We start from the raw sequence: 21,242 nt of genomic DNA on the forward strand, positions 1-21,242 counted from the left end.
AGACACCCATTTGCCAAAACAAGACATAAGGGAGATTCCGGGCCGGGTCCCCTTGATCATCGGCAGCAAAACCCCTAATCTTATTTTTATTGAACGTTCAATTAAGAAAAAATCATGCCCATTACCGGAATCAAGGACACCCGTAAAAAACAGCTGATCGAGGCCACCCTGGCCTCGGTGGCCGAATACGGACTGCAGAACACCACCATTAACAGCATCAGCCGGCTGGCCGGCATGTCGTCCGGCATTATCAGTCATTATTTCGGCGGCAAGCAGGGGCTGATTGAAGCCACCGTACGCCAGTTGCTGGACGAGCTCAAGCTGGCGCTGCTGTCCCGTACCGATGGCGCCCCCACCAGCCCGCAACAGCGGCTGATGATGATAGTGGAAGCCAACTTCACCGAATTTCAGCGTTCACGCCCGGCCACCAAGTCGTGGCTGAGCTTCTGGGCCCAGGCCATGCACGATCCCAGCCTGGCGCGGCTGCAGCAGGTGAACAGCCAGCGGCTGATCAGCAACCTGAGCTATTCATTCCGTCCCCTGCTGGGCGCGGAGCAGGCACGCATTGCCGCCCGACAGACCGCCGCCATGATCGACGGCTTCTGGCTGCGCAGTGCCCTCAGCGTTAATCCCGAGCAGGATTTCCGCGACGGCGAGCAACTGTGCAAGGCCTTTATCACCGATTTGCTACAGCACCATGGAGTAACCCCATGTCATTGACCAGACACCAGAACTTTGTTGACGGCCGCTATGTGGCCAACCAGAGCGGCGAGACCTTTACCGTGGTCAACCCGGCCACCGGCGAGGCCATTTATGAAGTGGAAGTGGCCGACCAGCACATTCAGGCACTGGCCATCGACTCGGCTCGCCGCGGCTTTGAGCAGTGGTCGGCCATGACCGGCATGGAGCGCAGCCGCATTCTGCTGCGGGCCGTGGCGCTGCTGCGCGAGCGCAATGACGAGCTGGCCTGCATCGAGGTGCTGGACACCGGCAAACCCTGGCAGGAAGCCTCCGTGGTCGACGTGGTGACCGGCGCCGACAGCATTGAATTTTTTGCCGGCCTGGCGCCTTCTATCGAGGGCAACCAGCAGGATCTGGGCGGCGACTTCTACTACACCCGCCGTGAGCCCCTGGGCATTTGCGCCGGCATTGGCGCCTGGAACTATCCGCTGCAGATCGCCTGCTGGAAGTCCGCGCCGGCCCTGGCCTGCGGCAACGCCATGATCTTCAAGCCCTCGGAAGAAACGCCGCTGGGCGCGCTCAAGCTGGCCGAAATCTTTATTGAGGCCGGGGTGCCCGCCGGCGTGTTCAACGTGGTGCAGGGCGACGGCGCCGTGGGCGCCTGGCTCACCGGCAATCCGAACATTGCCAAGGTGTCGTTCACCGGCGAAGTGGGCACCGGCAAGAAGGTGATGGCCGCCGCCGCCAGCAGCCTGAAGGACGTGACCATGGAGCTGGGCGGCAAGTCGCCGCTGATCATCTTTGACGATGCGGATCTGGAAGACGCCGTCTCCGCCGCCATGCTGGGCAACTTCTATACCCAGGGCGAGATCTGCACCAACGGCACCCGCGTATTTGTACACAAGCACATTTACTCAGACTTTATGGCGCGGCTGCTGGAGCGCACCCGCAACAACATTGTGGCCGGCGACCCCATGGATCCCGCCACCAACTTCGGCGCCCTGATCTCCAAGGGCCACCATGAAAAGGTGCTGGGCTACATTCGCAAGGGCATTGAGGAAGGCGCCACCCTGGCCTGTGGCGGTGAGGCGCTGCGTCCGGCCTCGGCCCCCAACGGCTATTTTGTGGCCCCCACCATTTTCACCGACTGCCGCGACGACATGACCATCTGCCGGGAAGAGATCTTCGGCCCTGTGATGTCGGTGCTGACCTTTGAAGACGAGAACGAAGTGATCGCCCGCGCCAACGACACCGACACGGGTCTTGCCGCCGGCGTGTTCACCAACGATCTGCGCCGGGGCCACCGGGTCATTCACAAGCTGCAGGCCGGCATCTGCTGGATTAACGCCTACGGCGCTTCCCCCGCCGAAATGCCGGTGGGCGGTTACAAGCTGTCCGGCATCGGCCGGGAAAACGGCCTGGCCACCCTCAACCACTACACCCAGCTGAAGTCGGTGTATGTGGGCATGAACAAGCTGGAAAGCCCGTTTTAATACCCATGACATGAAGCAAATGCTCTGTGTTCGGCCCTGTTGTAGCTGCCACTTTAGTTGGCAGGGCCTGTGCAACAGGCCTTGAAGACACAGTGGTCTTCAGGTTTGCGCCGGCTAAAGCGGCGCCTACCGCCCTGATACACCCGGCACCTTCAGTGATCGCGCGAACACCGAACCGAATTCGAGGTAATAGATGAACACCACATTCGACTACATTATCGTGGGCGCCGGCTCTGCCGGCTGCGTGCTGGCCAACCGCCTGACCGAAGACGGCACCACTCGAGTGCTGCTGCTGGAAACCGGCGGCAGCGACAAAAGCATCTTTATTCAGATGCCCACGGCGCTGTCCATTCCCATGAACACCGAGAAGTACGCCTGGCAGTTTCATACCGAGCCTGAGCCCTTTCTCGACAATCGCAGCATGCACTGCCCCCGGGGCAAGGTGCTGGGCGGCTCGTCCTCCATCAACGGCATGGTCTATGTACGCGGCCATGCCCGCGATTTTGACGAGTGGCAGCAGCACGGCGCCGAGGGCTGGGACTATGCCCACTGCCTGCCCTATTTCAAAAAGGCCGAAACCTGGGCCTTTGGCGGCGACGACTACCGGGGCGACAGCGGCCCGCTGGGGGTAAACAACGGCAACAACATGCAAAACCCCCTGTATCAGGCCTTTGTGGATGCCGGGGTGGAAGCGGGTTACTTTCACACCCCCGACTACAACGGCCGCCAGCAGGAGGGCTTTGGCCCCATGCACATGACGGTAAAGAACGGCCGCCGCTGGTCCACCGCCAACGCCTATCTGCGCCCGGCCATGAGCCGCCCCAACCTGACCGTGATCACCCACGCCCTGGTGCACAGAGTGCTGCTGGAAGGCAAGCAGGCGGTAGGCGTGCGCTTTGAGCACAAGGGACAGGTACAGGAGATACGGGTCAACAAGGAGGTGATCCTCAGCGCCGGCTCCATCGGCTCGCCGCACCTGCTGCAACTGTCCGGCATCGGCGCCAAAGACACCCTGGAAGCGGCCGGCATCGAGGTGCAGCACGAGCTGCCCGGAGTGGGCGAAAACCTGCAGGATCACCTGGAGTTCTATTTTCAGTTCCGCTGCAAGGAGCCCATCTCCCTCAACGGCAAACTCGATCTGTGGAACAAGTTCAAGATCGGCACCCGCTGGATCCTGAACAAGGACGGCCTGGGCGCCACCAACCACTTTGAGTCCTGCGGCTTTATCCGTTCAAAGGCCGGGGTGGAATGGCCGGATCTGCAGTATCACTTTCTGCCCGCCGCCATGCGCTACGACGGTCGTGAAGCCTTTTCCGGCCACGGCTTTCAGGTCCATATCGGCCACAACAAGCCGAAAAGCCGGGGTTATGTGAAGGTGGCCAGCGCCGATCCCAAGGCCGCGCCGAACATCCGCTTCAACTACCTGGAGCACGAGGACGACCGGGAAGGCTTTCGCGCCTGTGTGCGCCTGACCCGGGAGATCATCAACCAGCCGGCGATGGACCCCTACCGCTCGGAAGAGATTCAGCCCGGCGAGCACATTCGCACCGACGAGGATATTGACGCCTTTGTGCGCCAGGCAGTGGAAAGCGCCTATCACCCGTCCTGCACCTGCCCCATGGGCACCGACGACATGGCTGTGGTCGACCCGGAAGCCAAAGTGCGCGGCATTGCCGGCCTGCGGGTGGTGGACTCGTCCATCTTCCCCACCATTCCCAACGGCAACCTGAACTCCCCCACCATCATGGTGGCGGAGCGGGCCGCGGATCTGATCAAGGGCAAGGCGCCCCTGGCCCCCTCGCAGGCGGACGTGGGCATGGATGAGCAGTGGCAACAGCGCCAGCGCGCCGGCCAGCCGGCCCGCAAGGTGGGATGAGCCGAGGCCTGCTCTTTCGGTTCAATCTGCTTACGACGGTAGGCGCCACTTTAGTTGGCGCGTTTATCAGCCAGCGCCGGTGTTAACGGCCTGCTGCGCAGGCCCTGCCGGCTAAAGCGGCAGCTACAACACAGGCTCCGTATTCCACAAAAGGCTTGGGTTGTAGGCGCCACTTTAGTTGGCGCGTTTATCGGGCAGCGCCGGTGTTAACGGCCTGCTGCGCAGGCCCTGCCGGCTAAAGCGGCAGCTACAACAAGACCCTGGGCTCTGGAGCATTTTACGATGAAGCATTACGCTCAGGCCCGGCGGCGCCGCACTATGGTGCCCCGGTCGCCCACTGCATAGACGGTGCCGTCCTTGGCGGCACATACGGCGCGCAGGCCGGCCTCGGTGGATGCATTTTCCCGCTGCCAGCGGCCCTGCTCCAGCCTGAGCACTGTGCCCCGGCCACCCACGGCAAACACCTCGCCGGCATCGTTGCCGGACACCGACAACAAGTCCTGCTGCAGCCGGGTGGGCATGGTGTGCCAGCGCTGGCCGTTGAAATGCACCACAGTGCCCGACAGGCCCACGGCGTAAATGTCGTTCAGGCTTCGGCCCCAGACGCTGTAGATAAACTGCTCGGTGCCGGTATTGAAACCCTTCCACTCCTGGCCGTTGTAGCGCAGCGCCAGACCAAAGTCGCCCACTGCCAGCAGGTGTTGTGCATCCAGGCCCCAGAGATCGTACAGGGCCGATGTAGTGCCGCTGGCCATGCGCTGCCAGCCCAGACCGTTGTAATGCAGCACCAGGCCTTCATCACCCACCGCATAGATGCAGTCGGGGCCGGTGCCCCACATCGCCAGTATGGTGGTGTGCAGGTGCAGGTCGAACTGCAGCTGCCACTGCTCGCCGTTAAAGCGGTAAATGCGTCCTTCCTGACCGCCGGCCAGCAGGCCGCTGCCTTCGCAGCTCCACAGGCAGTGCACCGCCAGTTGCTCATCGGGGGCCGGCAGCGCTACCCATTGCTCGCCCTCCAGGCGCAGCACGGTGCCGGTGTCGCCGCAGGCATACAGTTGGCCGTCGTGGGCCTGCCACAGTCCCCACAGCTGACGCTGGGTGGGACTGTCCATCGCCTCCCACCGGCTTTGCGCCGACACTTCCTTGTGAGGAATGGCCAGCGCCTTTTCAAAGTCGGGCGCGGCGGTCATCAGGGTGCCGAAGTCCCCCACCACCAGCGCCTCGCCCGAGCCCAGGGTAACGATGTCCATCAAGTCGTGGTGGGTGTTGCAGGCCAGCCGGTGCACTCGGTTGTTGTGCAGATACAGCAGGTGGCCCTTGTCGCCCACCAGCAGCACGCCGTCCTTGTAGGCGCGCAGGGCCCGCAGCCGGGGCAGTTCGGCGTCCTGAGCCAGGTTGTGAAACTCGCCGTGGCGATAATGCACCAGTTCGCCGCAAAAGCCGCCTCTGTCCACAAAATAACGTCCACCGGCCAGCAGCAGCTCGTCGTCGTTCAGCACCAGCATGGCATGAAAGCCGGTGCCAAAGGGGCATGCCACCGGCTGCCACCGGCCGTCGGCTTCGCGTCGCAGCAGGGTACCCTCACCGCCGGCGGCATAGACCTTCCCGGACGACGTGCAGGCCACTGCCCGCAGGTTGATGCGGGTGCCCGAGACTTCGGGCCGCCAGCCCTCGCCGTCGAAATACAGAATGCGACCCTCGTCACCCACCGCCCAGGCTTCGCCGGCGGCATTGCCGTCGATGGCAAACAAGGGGGTGTTTTCCTCACAGGAGGCATAGCGGCCGGTGTCGTCGTTGACCACGCCCCCCTGGATCTGCCGCCACTGCTCACCGTTGTAGTGCAGAATGCAGCCCATCCAGCCCACTGCATGCAGGCAGTCGGGGGCCGTGCCCCAGATACCGTGCAGGGGCAGTGGCACCGGCGCGGCCTGCTCGTGCCAGCCCGGCTGGTCGGCGTTGAAATGCAGAATGCGGCCTTCGTCACCGACCACAAACACTTCGCCCTCGCCGGCCCAGCCGGACCAGAGCACATCGCCGTCGCCGGCATGGGCTTCCAGCACCGGTCGCCAGGGGGTCACCACAGGGGTGGCCACCTCGACCCGGCTGGCGAGCTGACGGAAAAAGTGACGGCGGGAAGGATTCTGTGCTGAGCTCATCGCGCGCTCCTCGTATCAGTGGTTAGCGTCAGGGTTGAGCCGGGCGTGCTCGCCGGCCAGCAGTGCTTCCAGGTCGCGCCGGGCCTGCTCTCTGTCCTGCTCGGGCAGATCGCTGAGCAGCGCTTCCAGATCGTCGTCGTCTGCAGTGACCAGTGCCTGCAGCTCCTCGGTGGCCGCCTGCCGGCTTTGCTGGCGGGCATGCTCGATGCAGGCCTCCACGGCGGGAGCAAAGGCTCGCGCTTCCGGGCTGTCGGGCTGATCCATGGTGACCGGGGCCCCCGAGTCGGACGCGGTGGCCAGCAGCGGCGACAGCGGAATGCTGGCCAGCGACTCCACCTCCATCTCCGCCAGCGCCTCGGCCAGATGGGCTCTGGGGAACAGCTGAAACTCGCCACCGCAATGAGGACAGGTGACCCCGGCCATGTTTTCCACCACGCCGATCAGCGGCAGGCCCCGCTCCTGACAGAAACGAATGGCCTTGAGACTGTCCATCAGCGCCACCTGCTGGGGGGTAGTGGCGATCACCGCCGCCACCGCCTGCTGCTCCAGCAGATCGGTCAGGGTGATCAGCTCGTTGCCGGTGCCCGGGGGCATGTCCACCACCAGAAAATCCAGCGGACCCCAGTCAAAGGAGCCGATCAGGTGATGCATAAAGTCGTGCTTGTAGGCATCCCGCCAGACGATGGGGGTATCGTCCCGCTGCATCATAAAGGCCAGGGATCCCACCTTGACCGGGTGCGGCAGGCGATCGCCAAAGCTTTCCAGGGTGTCGAGGCCGCGCTCGGTTACCCGTACCCGCTGACCCACCTGGTTGAAAAAACGGCTCTGGTTGGGGCCGTGAATATCCGCATCGGCCACCCCCACCCGAAAGCCCCGGGAGGCCAGACCGGCGGCCAGATTGGCGGACAACGTGCTTTTGCCCACCCCGCCCTTGTTGGCCATCACCAGAATGATCTGGCCAATCCGGGCGAGGCGCTGCTCCAGCAGCCGTTTCTCGTGATGAGGCTTGTCCAGCTTGCACTCCGGCTCTTTCGGGCAGAACTGGCAGGCATGGCCCCGGTCGCAGTCAGCCGGGCGCAGGGCCAGCTCGTCGTTCTGGCCCGGATTGAATTGGGTTACCGTCATAATGTTCTCCTCCCCTTGAGTGTTAACGGCTGTTGTCCAGCAGGATCCAGTTGGGGGTTACCCGCTTGTCACCGTCACGCTGGTTCTGGCTGCCTTCCCATACCGCAAACACCACCGGGATCTCCTTGCGGGACAAGTCCACCTGATGTTCGCCCTTGACCTTGAGCGGCCGGGACATCACCACATGCCATTCGCTGTCCTGCTCAATTTCCTCGGCCACCCAGGCGCTGGCGCCGTCAATCAGCTGATCCGGCAACTGCGTGGTGCTGCCGTAGCCGCCGGCGGCCAGATCCTCAATCTGGTCGCGGTCGGAACGCCAGTACCAGATATTGACCGGTTTGTCCGGACCCGAGCCCATCATGTAGGAGGTGTCGGCGCCCTTGAGGGCGAACTGCACCGCCACGCCGTCACGGAAGTCATCCACGGTCGTGGCCCTGTCTTCGGTGGCGTCCTTCCAGCGCAGCCGCAGGTAAAAACGCTCGTCGGAGCGGGCCACCTGAAAATACATGTGCTTGGCCTCATAGGCCTGGTCCTGCTCAAAACGCAAATTCACCGACTGGTGTACCGGCGGCGCCGGATACAGGCCCACGCGGTACATGGGCAACCGGTCCCAGATCAGATCGTCCGGATCGTTCTGGCTGCGCAGATAGATGGTGCCGGGAATGCGGCCCACCCTGACGGTGTCACCGGGCTTGACCTCGGTGACGTTGGGGTTCATCTCACTGTGATCGGCCAGGGCACCGGTGCTGGTGATGGCCAGCCCCAGCAGCATGGCCCGGTAAAGGGACGACATTGCTTTCATTCTGTATTCCTCATTATTCCCACATGCCTTCGGACTCACCGGTGGCGGCGCGCTGACCCGGTTGCGGACAAGGGCCGACCTGATTTTCCAGTAACGCCTGCTGCCGCTCCGCCCAGTCGGGCAGTCGCTGCACCAGACAGGCCAGGTTGGCATCCAGGCCTTGGTCGGACTCGTGATTGAAACGCTCACGCAGGGTGCTGGCCATCGGCACCAGGTAGCGGGTCAAAAAGTCCCGCAGCGCCCGACGGGGAGACGACGGATCCCGCCCGTTTTCCAGTGCCTGCTGCTCCAGATGACACAGCAGGGCGCAGAATTCGAGCATGGTCACCAGGTGATCCGGCTCGTCGATATGGCCTTCGTCCTCGGTAGCCGCCTTTAGGCCAAAGTGCCGGTAAAAGGCCTGCACATTGAGCAGATAGCGGCCCGGGGTGTCGCCGGCCAGCAGCTGCCCGTAGGCACTGGCCACCAGCGGCACTCTGGGTTTGCCGTGCCGGCCGTGCACAAAGGTGGCCATATAGCCCACCTCCAGTGCCTGCAGATCGGGGCTTGCCGGCAGCCCGGGCCAGGACGCCTCGCCCAGGGCGCTCAGGGCCTCGTTAAGTACAGCGGCCAGGCGGCCCTGTTGCAGGGCCTCCCAGGTTTCGGCCAGGGGGTAATCGAGCATGGCCGCGGCCAGCCGGAACAGGGTGCCCCGGGCTTTTACATGCTCGGGAATGGCGACATTGGTGTTCATGGTGTTACCTCCCCGTTCAGCTGAGCTTGAACATGTCGGCGTGGTTGTAGCCGATCAGCAGATCCATCAGGGCGCTTTCGCGGCCTTCGGCCTTGGCCTGACGCTCGGTTTTGAGGGTTTCCAGCACCTCGCCCACCCGGGGGCCGAACAGGCTTTCCAGATAGGCCAGCGGAATGCGCGGTGCTTCGGCAATACGGCCATCGGACTCATATCTGGGCGACGACAGCGGCGGCACATAGAACACATTGGGCTGGGTACCCCACTCGGCGTGCAGCGGCAGCGCCACCTTGTATTGCTCTACCAGCTTGTGAATGGGGCCTTCCTTGTCGTCCCGGTAGCCGACCCAGCGAATACGGCCGACACACTGACGGGCACAGGCATTGGGCAGGCCCTTTTCAATACGCGGATAGCAGAAGATGCACTTCTCGGACTTGGAGATCTGCTCGTTGAAATACACCTTCTTGTAGGGGCAGGCATTCACGCAGTAGCGGTAGCCCCGGCAGCGCTCCTGATCCACCAGCACAATGCCGTCTTCCTGGCGCTTGTAGATGGCGTTGCGGGTACAGGCCGCCAGACAACCCGGGTTGGCGCAGTGGTTGCACAGCCGCGGCAGATAAAAGTAGTAGCTGTTGGGATAATCCCCCTCGCCCTGATCTTCGTCCCAGTTGGCGCCCCAGGTGGGCTTGACGTTGGGCCGCAGCCAGGGATCGGTGCCGGTCATCAGCGCTTCTTCGTAGTTGTATTCCCAGGGAATACCGTAGTCTTCCTGGCTGGGCTGGCGGCCCAGGCGCAGGGCGCCGTCCTTGTCGAAACCGCCGCCCATGTTCTGGTAATCGCGGGGATAGCCCAGCCCGGGCTGGGACTCCACGTTGTTCCAGTACATGAATTCACGACCGTTGCGGTTGGTCCACATCAGCTTGCAGGCTGAGGTACAGGTCTGGCAGCCGATACATTTGTTCAGGTCCAGCACCATGCTGAGTTGGCGTTTGACAGCCATGGCAATCTCCTCTTAAACGGTCCGCGGATCGGCGATGTCTTCCGGCTTGGCCAGCTCAATCTCGAAGCTGGATTCGTGCAGCAGCTGGTTGGCGTTCCACATGCAGTATTTAAAGCCCAGGTGGCCCCAGCCCCCGACCAGTTCCAGCGGTTGCAGGAAGGTGGCCATGGAGTTGTTCATGGGCTTGCGGTGAATGTACTGATGGGGCTCCCAGCCGTGCTCCATCATGATGGAATGCTTCGGAATGCTGGGATAGAACTTGGCCTGGGCGAAGAAGTCGCCGGTGCCGTTGAACAACCGCACCCGGTCGCCGTCCTTGATGCCCCGCTCGGCCGCCAGGCCCGGGTTGATATAAATGTTGGGCTCGCCCCGCTGCAGCCGCAGCAGGTACTTGTTGCTGCGCCAGTTGGAGTGCACGCCCCAGCGGGCATGGGGGGAATAGAAGTGCAGCGGATAGTTCGACGCCTCGGGGCCGGCATAGAGCCGGGCCGTGGGCACGGTGGCGCCCAGCTGCATAAAGCGCGGGTGATCACAGTAGAAGGTGATGCGCCCGGTCAGGGTGTCGTAGGGCTTTTTACCGTCGGTCTGGGCGGTAAACGGATTGTAGGGTTCGTCGGGCTTGAGCGGCTGGTTGGTGCCGGCGTGCTCGTTCATCACGATAAAGCCGCGCTCCACCGCCTCTTTGACGGTAACACCGCCGAACTCCGGCGAATTCTCGACGATATAGCGGAATACGTCGAGGTCGGTGCTGAGGGTGCCGTTGCGGGTGAAGTCGTCGTGAATGGTGTGCAGATCCCGGGTGACATCGCCGTCCTGAATGGGACCAATGCCCCGGGCGATGGCGCGCTCCTGAATCTTCTTGGTGAGCAGGGCCATGATGTCCCAGTCGGGCTTGGACTCGCCCACCGGGGGCACCGAGCGGGTAAAGACGTTACAGAAGCGGTGATAGCCCTGAGTACGCAGATCCCAGCTCTCGTAGTGGCCCGCCGCCGGCAGCACATAGTCGGCCCATTCGGCGGTGGAGTCCATGCGCACGTTCACGTTCACATAGAGCTCGCTGGCCTGGCGCAGGTGTTCGTCGCGGTAGCGGTTGGCGAACTTGTTGCGGCGGAAGGTATTGTCGGCCACCGAGATCATGCCCTTGATCTCGCCGTGATACGGCATCCAGCCCTCGTCGATGGACTCCTTGATCATGGCTTCCAGATCGTCGAGGTCGAAGCCGACCCGTTCCTTGAGCTTCTTGTTGTTAAAGTGCTCACGGGCGCCGGCCATCATGCCACCGCGCAGAAACTCGCCCAGGCCGCCCGGCTCGTAGCGGGGTTTCTTGTCGCCGAACTCGGACAGCTCGGCCCAGCGCGGATGGTTCCACACCACCCAGGAGGTATCCAGGCCGCCGGTGCGGCCGCCATGGCCGGTGAGCGCCAGCGCCAGACCGTAGGCCCGGCCGATATGAATGCAGTTGGAGTAGCCCGAGGTAATGTAGCCCAGCATGACGATGGCCTTGCGGGCCTTGGCCAGATAACGGGCTTCCTGACGCACCACGTCCGGATGAATATTGGTGAGCTTGAAGGTGTACTCGGGCGTGTATTTGGCCGCTTCCTGTTTCACCTGCTCAAATACGGTGGTCACTTTGATATTGCCGACCTTGAAGGTGCCTTCAATGGCCGGATCGACATTGCCCAGCTTCAGGGTCTTGTCGTCACTGCCCATGGAGCCCTTGGCCTTCACCGCCTGACTGGTATTCAGATCCCAGTGGTAGAACACCTCATCGGAGCCGCCTTCTTCAAGATCCGCCTCGCGCAGCAGCTTGCCGTTGTCCAGGCGCACCAGCATGGGCAGATCGGTCTGCTCCTTCATAAACTCGGGCTTGAACAGTTTTTCCTCGATGATGACGTTCACGAACGACATCGCCAGGAAGGGATCCGAGCCCTGATTGATGGGCATCCACAGGTCGGTGTGCACCGCACTGGTGTTGTGATCGGGGGCGGTGCTGGTGATGCGCGCGCCGTTGTATTTGGCTTCCCAGATGTAGTGGGCATCGGGAATACGGGTGGCATTGGGGTTGATCATGCCCATCAGAATGTAGTCGGCATCAAACCAGGCGTCGGAGGTGAAACTCTCCAGCGGATTGCCGTAGGTCAGATGGGCGCCGGTGTTGAGATCCCCCACCACGGTGAAGCCGTCGAGCTGAATGCCGCCCACCAGGGACGAAAAACGGTTGGGACCGGCGTGACGCACCATGGTCTGGTTGCCCGATCCCTGGTGGGTCTTGAGCTTGCCGGGACCGTACTTGACGAAAATATCGATGATCTTGTCAGCGATTTCCTCGGTGGCCTGATCCCAGGAAATGCGCTGCCACTTGCCCTCACCCCGCTCGCCGGCCCGCTTCAGCGGGTAGCGCAGCCGATCGGCTTCATACATGGCGGTGGAGTGAATGGCGCCCTTCTGGCAACCCCGGGGGTTGGCATCGGGGACATTCGGATTAACCTGAGGATATTTGGCGATCTGCTCTTCACGCACCACCAGACCGTCTTTTACGTAGACGTTCCAGGCGCAGTTGCCCATGCAGTTGATGCAGTGGGCGGCATGGCCGATGTAATCCCAGTCCCATTCCTTGCGGTAGAGGTCTTCCCAGCTGCGGTAGGGGTATTCGGTGGCGAGGGTGTCGGAGACAGGCTCCAGACGGTTAAGCGCCCAGCTTTTACTGCTCATCACAAGGCCGGCCCCGGTAAGGCCCAGTCCCTTGAGAAAATCACGGCGCTTGAGTTTAGACAATTGCATTTGCTGTCCTCCTGGGCCCCGGCTGAACCTGATCCGACGGGGCGCTTTTGGTGTCGCCGCGGAACATAACACCAGACTTAAAATAGGGTCATTCGGTAATTCGCCCAAAAGCGCTTTAGTTCGCTTTCGGTTGATGCAGATCAACCAAAGCAGCCGGATGAAACTTCAAGTAAACGTTAAGAATACTCATTAACGGCGGCTTTTATGCTTAAAACCCAGTGTTTTCCTCAGGTTTATCCTGGCTGCTGGCTGCTCTTTCTCGGGTCAGGTGCTGTGTTATTCAGCACCGGTGTGATCCGGCCGCTTTACAGCCATTCGCGCAGTCTTTATGGTCATGACTGTCCTTTCAGGAAAGAAAGGGTTAACCCCGAATCAACAACGCAAGGGAAGTTGCAGCGTGAGCATTAATTTCAGATTCGATCTACGCCATATCAAGGCCTTTATGGCCGTGGCCGAGTCATTGCATTTCAAAAAGGCGGCGGACAGCCTGTTTATTACCCAGCCGGCATTGAGCCGGCTGATCAAGGGACTGGAAGAAGCGGTGGGAACCGAGCTGCTGGCCCGCACCACCCGCCAGGTGGCGCTGACCGAAGCCGGCCGGCTGTTTCTGGCCGAGTGCAAGGAAGGTCTGCGGGTGCTGGAACGGGGCGTGCATCTGGCCCAGGCCGCCTCTCAGGGCGACATTGGTCATATTTCCATCGCCTATAACGATTTTTCCATCAACGGCGTATTGCCCGACATCATTGAACGGTTCAAGGAAAAGTACCCCAATATCTCCATTGAGCTGACCCATATGCCGTCTCACGAGCAGCACAGGGCCCTGCAGGACTGCAGCATAGATGCGGGCTTTATGATTGGTCCGCTCAACGCACCAGGGATCGAGACCCTGTCCTGCGCGGTGGAAGAGTTGCTAGTAGTGCTGCCCCTGCGCCATCCGCTGGCCGGTCGCAGCAGCCTGCGGCTGGAAGATCTGAAAAACGAAAAGTTTATTCTGGGAGCAGACAACAGCTGGAAGGCATTTCGCAGCCGTTTTTTAAAAAACTGCCAGCAGGCGGGCTTTACCCCCAATATCGTGCAGGAAGCCACCACCAGCACGGGCATTTTCGGACTGGTGGCCGCCAATATGGGGATATCTGTGTATACCGAATGTGTCTACAAGTTCACCCGCAGGGATATTCATTTGATCCCGCTTGAAGGCATTGAGCACAGGGTGGAAACCGTGGCCGCCTGGAACAGCGCCTTTATCAGCCCCAGTTTCGCCCATTTTATTCGCCACCTGCAGGACGAGCCCCTGCCCGCCTGATCTTAACCGGCGCGGGCAAACACCAGGCTGGCATTGGCGCCGCCAAAGCCAAAGCTGTTGGACATCACACAGTTTACCGGCTCGTCCGTGAGGGTATTGAGCAGAATGGGCGAGTCCTTGAGCGAATCGTCCAGCTGTTCAATATGGTGCGAAGCAGCCAGGAAGTTGTCTCGCATCATCAGCAGGCAGTAAATGGCCTCGTGCACACCCGCCGCACCCAGGGCGTGACCGCTCAGGGCCTTGGTGGAGCTGAACGGCGGCAGTTTGCCGCCAAAGGCGTCCCGGGCCGCGTCGATTTCCACCAGATCCCCGGCCTGGGTGCTGGTGCCGTGAGTATTGAGGTAATCCACCGGCTGCGTGCAGCTTGCCAGCGCCAGCTGCATGGCCCTGAGCGCCCCTTCCCCCGAGGGCGACACCATGTCCTGGCCGTCGGAAGAGGTGCCGTAACCGACGATTTCACCATAGATACGCGCCCCCCGGGCCAGGGCGTGCTCCCGCTCTTCCAGCACCAGCACGCCGGCTCCCCCGCTGATCACAAAGCCGTCTCTGTGCTTGTCGTAGGGCCGGCTGGCCCGGGTGGGATCTTCGTTATAACCGGTGGAAAAGGCACCCATGGCGTCAAACATGCAGCTCTGGCTCACGTCTTCCGCCTCGGCGCCGCCGGCAAAGACGATATCCTGCTTGCCGAACTGAATTTGCTCAAAAGCATGACCAATGCAGTGCGCACTGGTGGCGCAAGCCGAGGCAATGGAATAGTTAAGGCCGCGAATATTGAAGAAGCTGGCGATACAGGCCGACACCGTGCTGGTCATGGTGCGCGGCACCCGGTAAGGGCCGACCTTTTTCACTCCGCCACTGGCCAGCAGCTGGTTGGCTTCCACTATGTCGCGGCTGGAGCCGCCCCCGGAGCCCATCACACAGCCGGTGCGCACACTGGTCACCTGCTCCTGTTCCAGGCCGGCGTCGGTAATGGCGTCCTGCATGGCCAGATAGGCATAGGCGGCGGCATCCCCCATAAAACGCCGGTGCTTGCGGTTAATGCGGCTGAAGTCCGCATCCAGCATGCCCGACACATGGCTGCGCAGGCCCGCTTCCCGGTAGGCCGGATTGATATCGATGCCAGAATAGCCGTTTAGCAGTGACGAGGTCACCGCTTCCAGGCTGTTACCAAGGCTTGAAACTATTCCCATTCCTGTCACTACAACTCGACGCATGCTGCTCACCTCTGCACTGTATCTGGTGGTTTGTTATTGTCGGGTTAACAGTAACACGCCGGATTGGCGACATTGATTGAATATAAACATCAATAAAACATGAAATGTAAATAATAAAAAAGGGCAAGAAAACTTGCCCAAAGGTACAGACAGGAGTGAAACGCTTATTATTTATCGAACTTGATCCGCTGAAAAGCATTCAGGCTTTTGTTGTAGTGCCAGTGAATGGCGCAGCTGGTTCCAAGATAATGATCACTGCTTTTATTATCAATATCCTTTTGCGGATAATAACGCAATATCCAGGCTTTCATCAGCAGCCAGTAAATAAACATGCCCGCAAACAGCCCCACCACAAAGGCCCAGGCGCCGGAGTAAAACGCCAGTCCCCCCGCCCCCAGCCAGGCGATCAGTCCCGCCGGATTTACCCCCTTGTAATAACGGAACTGCCCTTGGGTGGAATACAACTCGGGCACATTCAGCCGCCGGTTCCGCAAAATAAAATAGTCGGCAATCATGATACCGCCAATGGCCGAAAGGAATGATCCGTAAGAAAACAAAAACGCAAACAGATTATCCAGTATGGCCCAGGGCATGGACAGCGTGCCCACCACACCGGCAATAAACACCGCCACCGGATATTTAATATAAGGGGCACCGGCATTGACAAAGGCCAGAGACGCCGGAATCAGATTGGCGGCATTATTGGTGGACCACTGCGCCAGGATCACCAGCACCAGCAGCACAATCAGGCTGATCCCCTCGCTCTGCCCCTGAATCACGGTGATCGGATTCCAGTCGCCGGCGGCGATAAAGGACACGGCACCGATCAGCGCAATCCAGGCCTGGGTCACCGGCAGCGCTACCAGCTGGGCCAGCAAAATATTGCGGTTGCGCGCCATAAAGCCCCGGGCGCCCGCCCGCGTTTTGACAAAACGGGTGATATTGGGAATGTCGATGGCCAGGGTCGACCAGAAGGCCACATTGGCCAGAAACAGGGTCAGAATGGACACGTCGGCCTCGCCCACAAAGGTCCAGATATTGATGCCTTGCGTCCGGGCCAGCACGTCCAGGGTAAAATACATCCATACCGAAATCGCCAGTATCGCCGGCGCGGCAATGGCCGCCAGCCGCTCCACCGACTTGATGCCCAGCGCGGTGTTGGCCACCTGCACCAGGGCAAACACCAGATACCACAGCGGCCAGCTGGAAAACCCGATCAGGTATTCCACAATGCCGTTCAGCGCCAGGGCCCCCAGGTAGGTCTGAATGCCAAACCAGACCGCCGCAATCAGGCCGCGAAAAATCGAGGGAATATGGGTGCCGTACACCCCGAACGGCGCCCGCAGATACACCGAAAACGACAAACCATGCTCGGTGCCGATATCGGCGGTCAGGGTCATTAGTGACGCCAGGATCACGTTGGCGATCAGTATGGTCAGGATCACCTGCCACAGAGGCAGGCCGGTCACGCCGTTGGCGCCCAGCTGAAAGGTAGCGATGATCACCGCAATGCCCACCCAGATCCACACAAAGCCCCAGGCGCCTATGGTTCTGCGCCGCTGGCTGACCGGCAGAATCGATGACTCCATCAGGTGATTGGTGTGTTGCCCGGCCGTCGTGTCGGGCGAAGTAATCACTTGCTCATTTGCATTCATATTACTTTCCTTAGCCATATTTCAGACAAAAAAAGGGGCGGATAACCCGCCCCGAGCAAAGCTGTCCTCAATGACGATGTTATTTTTCAGCCGGCGCTGGCGAGCAGCTCCCGGCGATCCAGGGTGGCCACCATATCGAGCTCAAGGGCCTCGTCCAGCACCACGCCATACACCTCAAAGGCATGCTCCCGGGTACAGAAATCGTCGAGTACGTCTTCCCGCACCTGCTCCGCCGGCCGCTCCAGGGGGTTGCCGTAGCCACCACCGCAGGGGGAGTAATAGGCCATCACGTCCCCGGCCCGAGTGGCATGGCCGGAAAACTTGGAGTGCATCCGGGTCACTATCTCCGGCGTGGCCTGGTTGTAGATCTCGGTCTTGCCCACAGCGCCGTCGGTACCGCCGAACAGGCCCCAGGGCACGTCGAAATGACGCTCGCTCTCGTGGGTGATAAAGCCCGGCGTCAGCACCCGCTGCGCCTTGACCACGCCAATGCCGCCCCGGTACTTGCCCGCCCCGGGCATCACATCGTCGCGTAGCTCGTAACGGTCGCAGATCATCGGCAGGTGCATGCCCAGATCCTCAATGGGGTTGTTGCGGGTATTGGCCATCAGGTTGTCGATGCAGTCGGGTCCGTCTGAGTGAGGCCGGCCGCCGTAAGCGCCCTCGTTCACTTCCAGGAACACCCAGTAGTCGCCGTCGTCCTTGACCCCGGAATAGGAAGCAAAGGAGATGGAGGCGGAGCTGCCGGCGATCACCCGATCCGGCATGACCGGCGCCAGTGCCTTGATGATAAGGTCTATCATGCGGTTGCACTGGGTAAAGCGGGCCTCGGCCGCCGCCGGAAATACCGGGTTAAAGATGGAGCCTTTCGGCGCCACCACCTTGATGGGACGGAACGAGCCCTCGTTGGACGGCACCGGCACATCCATGGTGTGGGTGTCGAGCAGCAGCTTGCGAAAGGCGGCGTAGGCGGCCACCTTGCACGAGCCCTCAAAGGGCACGTTGTAGGCGGTGGGGGTCTGGGGTGCCGAGCCGGTGAGATCCACGGTAATGCTGTCGTCTTCCACCTTGACCGTCACCACCACCGGCAGCCGCTCGTCCCGGTTACGGCCGTCATCGTCGAGAAAGCCTTCAGCCCGGTATTCACCGTTGGGTACCTCGCGGATTTTCTGGCGCAGTATGCTCTCGGAGTAGTCGATAAGCTGATCCACGGCGGCAAAGGTGGTGCTTTTGCCGTAGCGGTCCAGCAACTCCTTGAAGCGCTTGACCCCGAGCTGGGCCGAGGCCACCTGGGCGTCGATGTCCCGCAGCAGCTGGGTGGAGGCCCGGCTGTTCTGGGTGATCATCTGGGCCAGAGCCTCGTTGCGCACGCCCTTTTCATAGAGCTTGATGCCCGCCAGCAGCATGCCCTCGGCATAGACATCGCCCACGTCGATGATCAGCCCAGGCGTGGCGGCGCCAATGTCGATATGGTGGGCGGTATTGCCGGAAAAGCCCACCAGCTCGCCCTCGTAAAACACCGGAATAATCACCGCCAGATCCGGTGAGTGGCTGGAGCCGTAATAGGGATGGTTGTGGAGCACCACGTCCCCTTCATGCCACTCCCCGCCCTGCAGGGTCTGCTCCACCCCGCGCAGGTAGGCGGGAATGGAGCCGATGTGCATGGGCGTGGACTCCGACTCGCAGATGGTCTGAAAGTTGGTGTCAAACAGCCCCGCCCCCAGATCCTGGGACTCCCGAATAATGGAAGAAAAGGACATGCGGTAAAGGATGTGGCCCATTTCTTCGGCAATGGTTTTCAGGGCACCGTTGATGACCTGCAGGGTAATGGGATCGACCTGTGTCTGGTTCATGTCATTCATCCTTCTTACGCGTCCTTGGAAATAAAGAGATTGCCATGGCGGGAAATCCGGGCCTGCCATCCGGGCGGCACCAGTGATGTGGAATCCCGCTGCACCAGCAGCGCCGGCCCCGGCACTCGCTGTCCGGCCTTGAGGGCCTTGCGGTCATAGCGGGGGGTCACACACTCCTGACCGTCGTCAAACACGGTGGTGCGCTCATAGAGGAAGGCCTTGTCCAGATCGTCCGGGCCAGCCTCTTCGCTCAATGGCCACTCCAGCTTGCGGGACTCGGCGTTACCAATCACCCGCAGGGTCACCAGCTCCACCACCGCCCCCTGGAAGCAATAGCCATAATCCGCCTCGTGAGCCTGGTGGAAGGCGTCAATCACCTGCTGCACACCGTCGCGGGTCACATCGCCGGCGGGAATGGTGGCCCTGAGCTCAAAGCCCTGGCCGTAATAGCGGCATTCCGCCAGCCGGGTAAGGCTCATGTTCTCCGGCTCGACGCCGTCGTCCCGCAGTTTTTGCATGATCTCGGTTTCCAGCAGCGACAGGTTGTGCTGCAGCCGTTCCAGGCTGTCGTCGGAAATGGTGTTGAGATCGCACAGCATGGAGCGGGTGGCTTCGTACTGCAGGTTGGTGGTCAGCAGGCCGGCGGCAGCGGTAATGCCCGGCGCCGGCGGCACAAATACCGCCTTGGCGTTCACTTCCGCCGCCAGGGCCGGGCCATGCACCGGACCGGCGCCGCCAAAGGGCATCAGCACAAAGTCGCGGGGATCCACGCCCCGGGCCACCGAGTTGGAGCGAATGGCCAGAGCCATGTTGTTGTTGACGATCTTGAGAATACCCAGAGCGGCGTCCTTGACGCTCATGCCGAGGGGCTCGGCGATTTTTTCCCGAATGGCCTGCTCGGACAGCGCCGGATCCAGGTTGAGATCGCCCCCGAGCATGCGGTCCGGATCCAGCCGGCCCAGCACGATATTGGCGTCGGTCACCGTGGGCTCGGTGCCGCCCCGGTTGTAACAGGCCGGGCCGGGATTGGAGCCCGCCGAACGTGGCCCCACCTGAAAGCCACCGGCCTCGTCGATATAGGCAATGGAGCCGCCCCCCGCCCCTATGGTGATCAGATCGATCATCGGCACCATCACCGGATAGCCGGCCACGTAGGAATCCCGCGGGTTCATGATCTTGATGCCGCCGTCGGACAGGGTGGAAATGTCTGCCGAGGTGCCGCCGATATCCACGGTAATGATGTTCTGCTCGCCGTCGAGCTGGGCGAAGTGGTGACCGCCGATCACGCCGCCGGCGGGGCCCGACATCAGAATGTTCACCGGGCGCTCGCAGCAGCTTTCCACCGTGGCCACGCCGCCATTGGACTGCATGATGCGCAAATCGGCGTCAATGCCGTGCTCCCGCAGCTGGCTGGAAAGATGAGTGAGGTAACTGGAGGTGCTGGGGCCCACATAGGCGTTCATGGCGGTGGTGGAGAAGCGCTCGTATTCGCGCATCACGTCCACCACTTCGCTGGAGCAGCAGACAAAGGCGCCGGGCATCATTTCCTGCACGATTTCCTTGGCCTTCAGCTCATGCTCCCGGTTCAGGAAGGAATAGAGAAAACCGATGATCACCGCCTGCACGCCCCGGGCCTTGAGGGTGGCCACGGCGTCCCGTACTTCCTGCTCGTCCAGGGCGGTTTCCACCGTGCCATGAGGCGGCAGTATGCGTTCATTGATGGGAATGCGGTTGCGGCGTTTGACCAGAGGGGAAGACTGCCAGGGGGCGTCGAAGTGCAGAGAGAAATTATGGGGGCGCTTGTGGCGGCCGATATGAAGAATATCCCTGAACCCCTTGGTGGTGAGCATGCCCACTTCGGCGCCGTTCTTTTCAATGGAGATATTGGTGGCCACGGTAGTGCCATGCACGATAAGGTCGATTTCGTTCTTGTCGAGTCCGGCCTTGTCGCAGATCTCCAGTATGCCCTGCATCACCGCAATGGACTGATCTTCCGTGGTGCTGGGCACCTTGTGTTCAAAGATACCCTTACCAATTGAATCCCTTTCCGTGGTTTCCAGTATCAGGTCGGTATTGGTACCGCCTACATCTACACCGATACGTGCCATTTGCTTCTCCTTCAATCCATTAAGGAGCTGGTGGAAGGCGTTTTATACGGCTCCGCCTTCCACCGAGCCGAGGGTGATATTACTGCTTTTCGAGCTTGTTCAGGTAGTCCACGCAGGTATCGACGGTTTCCACGTCGCCGAACTTGGCGTCGATGTCGAACAGGTTCCAGGCCACGGCGCCGGGAATACGGTCACCGATACACTCCTTCACCGCGATGGGGCGGAAGCCTTCGGCCATGGCGTCACAGATGGTGGTGCGCACACAGGCGGAGGCGGTCACGCCGGTCACCAGCACGGTGTCGACCCCGGCGGCGCGCAGGAAGCCGGCCAGATAGGTGCCCTGGAAGGAGCTGGCGTGCTTCTTGATGAGCACCTGTTCGCCTTCAATGGGGGCAATACGGTCGTCAATGGCCCACAACTCTTCGTTGTCCTGAGCGCAGAAGTCCACCGGGATCTTGTTGTGCC

15 protein-coding genes are annotated in these 21,242 nt (G+C 61.3%); 4 read left to right on the plus strand and 11 right to left on the minus strand.

Annotation, left to right across the window (positions count from 1 at the left end; translation table 11 throughout):
• The first annotated feature begins 114 nt into the window (after positions 1 to 114).
• From betI to betA, 3 genes are all read left to right on the plus strand, one after another.
• Positions 115 to 720: a transcriptional regulator BetI gene (gene betI / locus DA373_RS00570; RefSeq protein WP_107850416.1), complete on the plus strand. Its 606-nt coding sequence runs from the start codon at positions 115 to 117 to the stop codon at positions 718 to 720.
• Complete coding sequence (gene betB, locus DA373_RS00575; RefSeq protein WP_107850417.1) at positions 711 to 2,174, plus strand: betaine-aldehyde dehydrogenase; 1,464 nt, start codon at positions 711 to 713, stop codon at positions 2,172 to 2,174. Before betI ends, betB begins: the two co-directional genes overlap by 10 nt.
• Positions 2,175 to 2,367: 193 nt before the next feature.
• A complete protein-coding gene (gene betA / locus DA373_RS00580; RefSeq protein ID WP_107850418.1) occupies positions 2,368 to 4,050 on the plus strand; it encodes a choline dehydrogenase in 1,683 nt (560 codons plus the stop codon).
• A 296-nt stretch (positions 4,051 to 4,346) separates the two neighbouring features.
• Here the strand turns inward: betA and DA373_RS00585 are convergent, their stop codons facing one another.
• From DA373_RS00585 to clrA, 6 genes are read right to left on the minus strand one after another with little or no spacing between them, the layout of a single operon-like run.
• Entirely contained in the window at positions 4,347 to 6,206 is a 1,860-nt protein-coding gene (locus DA373_RS00585; RefSeq protein ID WP_107850419.1) for a WD40/YVTN/BNR-like repeat-containing protein, read from the minus strand.
• A gap of 15 nt (positions 6,207 to 6,221) precedes the next feature.
• The gene (locus DA373_RS00590) at positions 6,222 to 7,331 is read right to left on the minus strand and encodes an Mrp/NBP35 family ATP-binding protein (RefSeq protein WP_107850420.1); all 1,110 of its coding nucleotides are present in this window, start codon (positions 7,329 to 7,331) and stop codon (positions 6,222 to 6,224) included.
• 22 nt (positions 7,332 to 7,353) lie between these two features.
• Positions 7,354 to 8,133, minus strand: a complete 780-nt coding sequence (locus tag DA373_RS00595) for an ethylbenzene dehydrogenase-related protein (RefSeq protein ID WP_107850421.1) — start codon at positions 8,131 to 8,133, stop codon at positions 7,354 to 7,356.
• A 13-nt stretch (positions 8,134 to 8,146) separates the two neighbouring features.
• A complete protein-coding gene (locus DA373_RS00600) occupies positions 8,147 to 8,866 on the minus strand; it encodes a molecular chaperone TorD family protein (protein WP_107850422.1) in 720 nt (239 codons plus the stop codon).
• A gap of 16 nt (positions 8,867 to 8,882) precedes the next feature.
• Positions 8,883 to 9,863: a chlorate reductase subunit beta gene (gene clrB / locus DA373_RS00605; protein ID WP_107850423.1), complete on the minus strand. Its 981-nt coding sequence runs from the start codon at positions 9,861 to 9,863 to the stop codon at positions 8,883 to 8,885.
• Between the two features lie 12 nt (positions 9,864 to 9,875).
• Positions 9,876 to 12,644, minus strand: a complete 2,769-nt coding sequence (clrA, locus tag DA373_RS16405) for a chlorate reductase subunit alpha (RefSeq protein WP_232821156.1) — start codon at positions 12,642 to 12,644, stop codon at positions 9,876 to 9,878.
• A 397-nt stretch (positions 12,645 to 13,041) separates the two neighbouring features.
• On the opposite strand from clrA, the gene DA373_RS00615 reads away from it, so the two are divergent.
• On the plus strand, positions 13,042 to 13,947 hold the full coding sequence (locus DA373_RS00615) for a LysR family transcriptional regulator (protein ID WP_107850424.1): 906 nt from the start codon (positions 13,042 to 13,044) through the stop codon (positions 13,945 to 13,947).
• 2 nt (positions 13,948 to 13,949) lie between these two features.
• Here the strand turns inward: DA373_RS00615 and DA373_RS00620 are convergent, their stop codons facing one another.
• From DA373_RS00620 to DA373_RS00640, 5 genes are all read right to left on the minus strand, one after another.
• On the minus strand, positions 13,950 to 15,161 hold the full coding sequence (locus tag DA373_RS00620; protein ID WP_107850425.1) for a beta-ketoacyl synthase N-terminal-like domain-containing protein: 1,212 nt from the start codon (positions 15,159 to 15,161) through the stop codon (positions 13,950 to 13,952).
• Between the two features lie 167 nt (positions 15,162 to 15,328).
• A complete protein-coding gene (locus tag DA373_RS00625) occupies positions 15,329 to 16,816 on the minus strand; it encodes an NCS1 family transporter (protein ID WP_107850426.1) in 1,488 nt (495 codons plus the stop codon).
• Between the two features lie 86 nt (positions 16,817 to 16,902).
• Positions 16,903 to 18,669, minus strand: a complete 1,767-nt coding sequence (locus DA373_RS00630) for a hydantoinase B/oxoprolinase family protein (protein WP_198650191.1) — start codon at positions 18,667 to 18,669, stop codon at positions 16,903 to 16,905.
• A 14-nt stretch (positions 18,670 to 18,683) separates the two neighbouring features.
• Positions 18,684 to 20,777: a hydantoinase/oxoprolinase family protein gene (locus DA373_RS00635; protein ID WP_107850428.1), complete on the minus strand. Its 2,094-nt coding sequence runs from the start codon at positions 20,775 to 20,777 to the stop codon at positions 18,684 to 18,686.
• A 79-nt stretch (positions 20,778 to 20,856) separates the two neighbouring features.
• The coding region (locus tag DA373_RS00640) for an isochorismatase family protein (protein WP_114692575.1) at positions 20,857 to 21,242 on the minus strand (386 nt) is incomplete at its 5' end.

This window comes from Oceanimonas marisflavi, assembly GCF_003049725.1.
Classification (GTDB): Bacteria; Pseudomonadota; Gammaproteobacteria; order Enterobacterales; family Aeromonadaceae; genus Oceanimonas; species Oceanimonas marisflavi.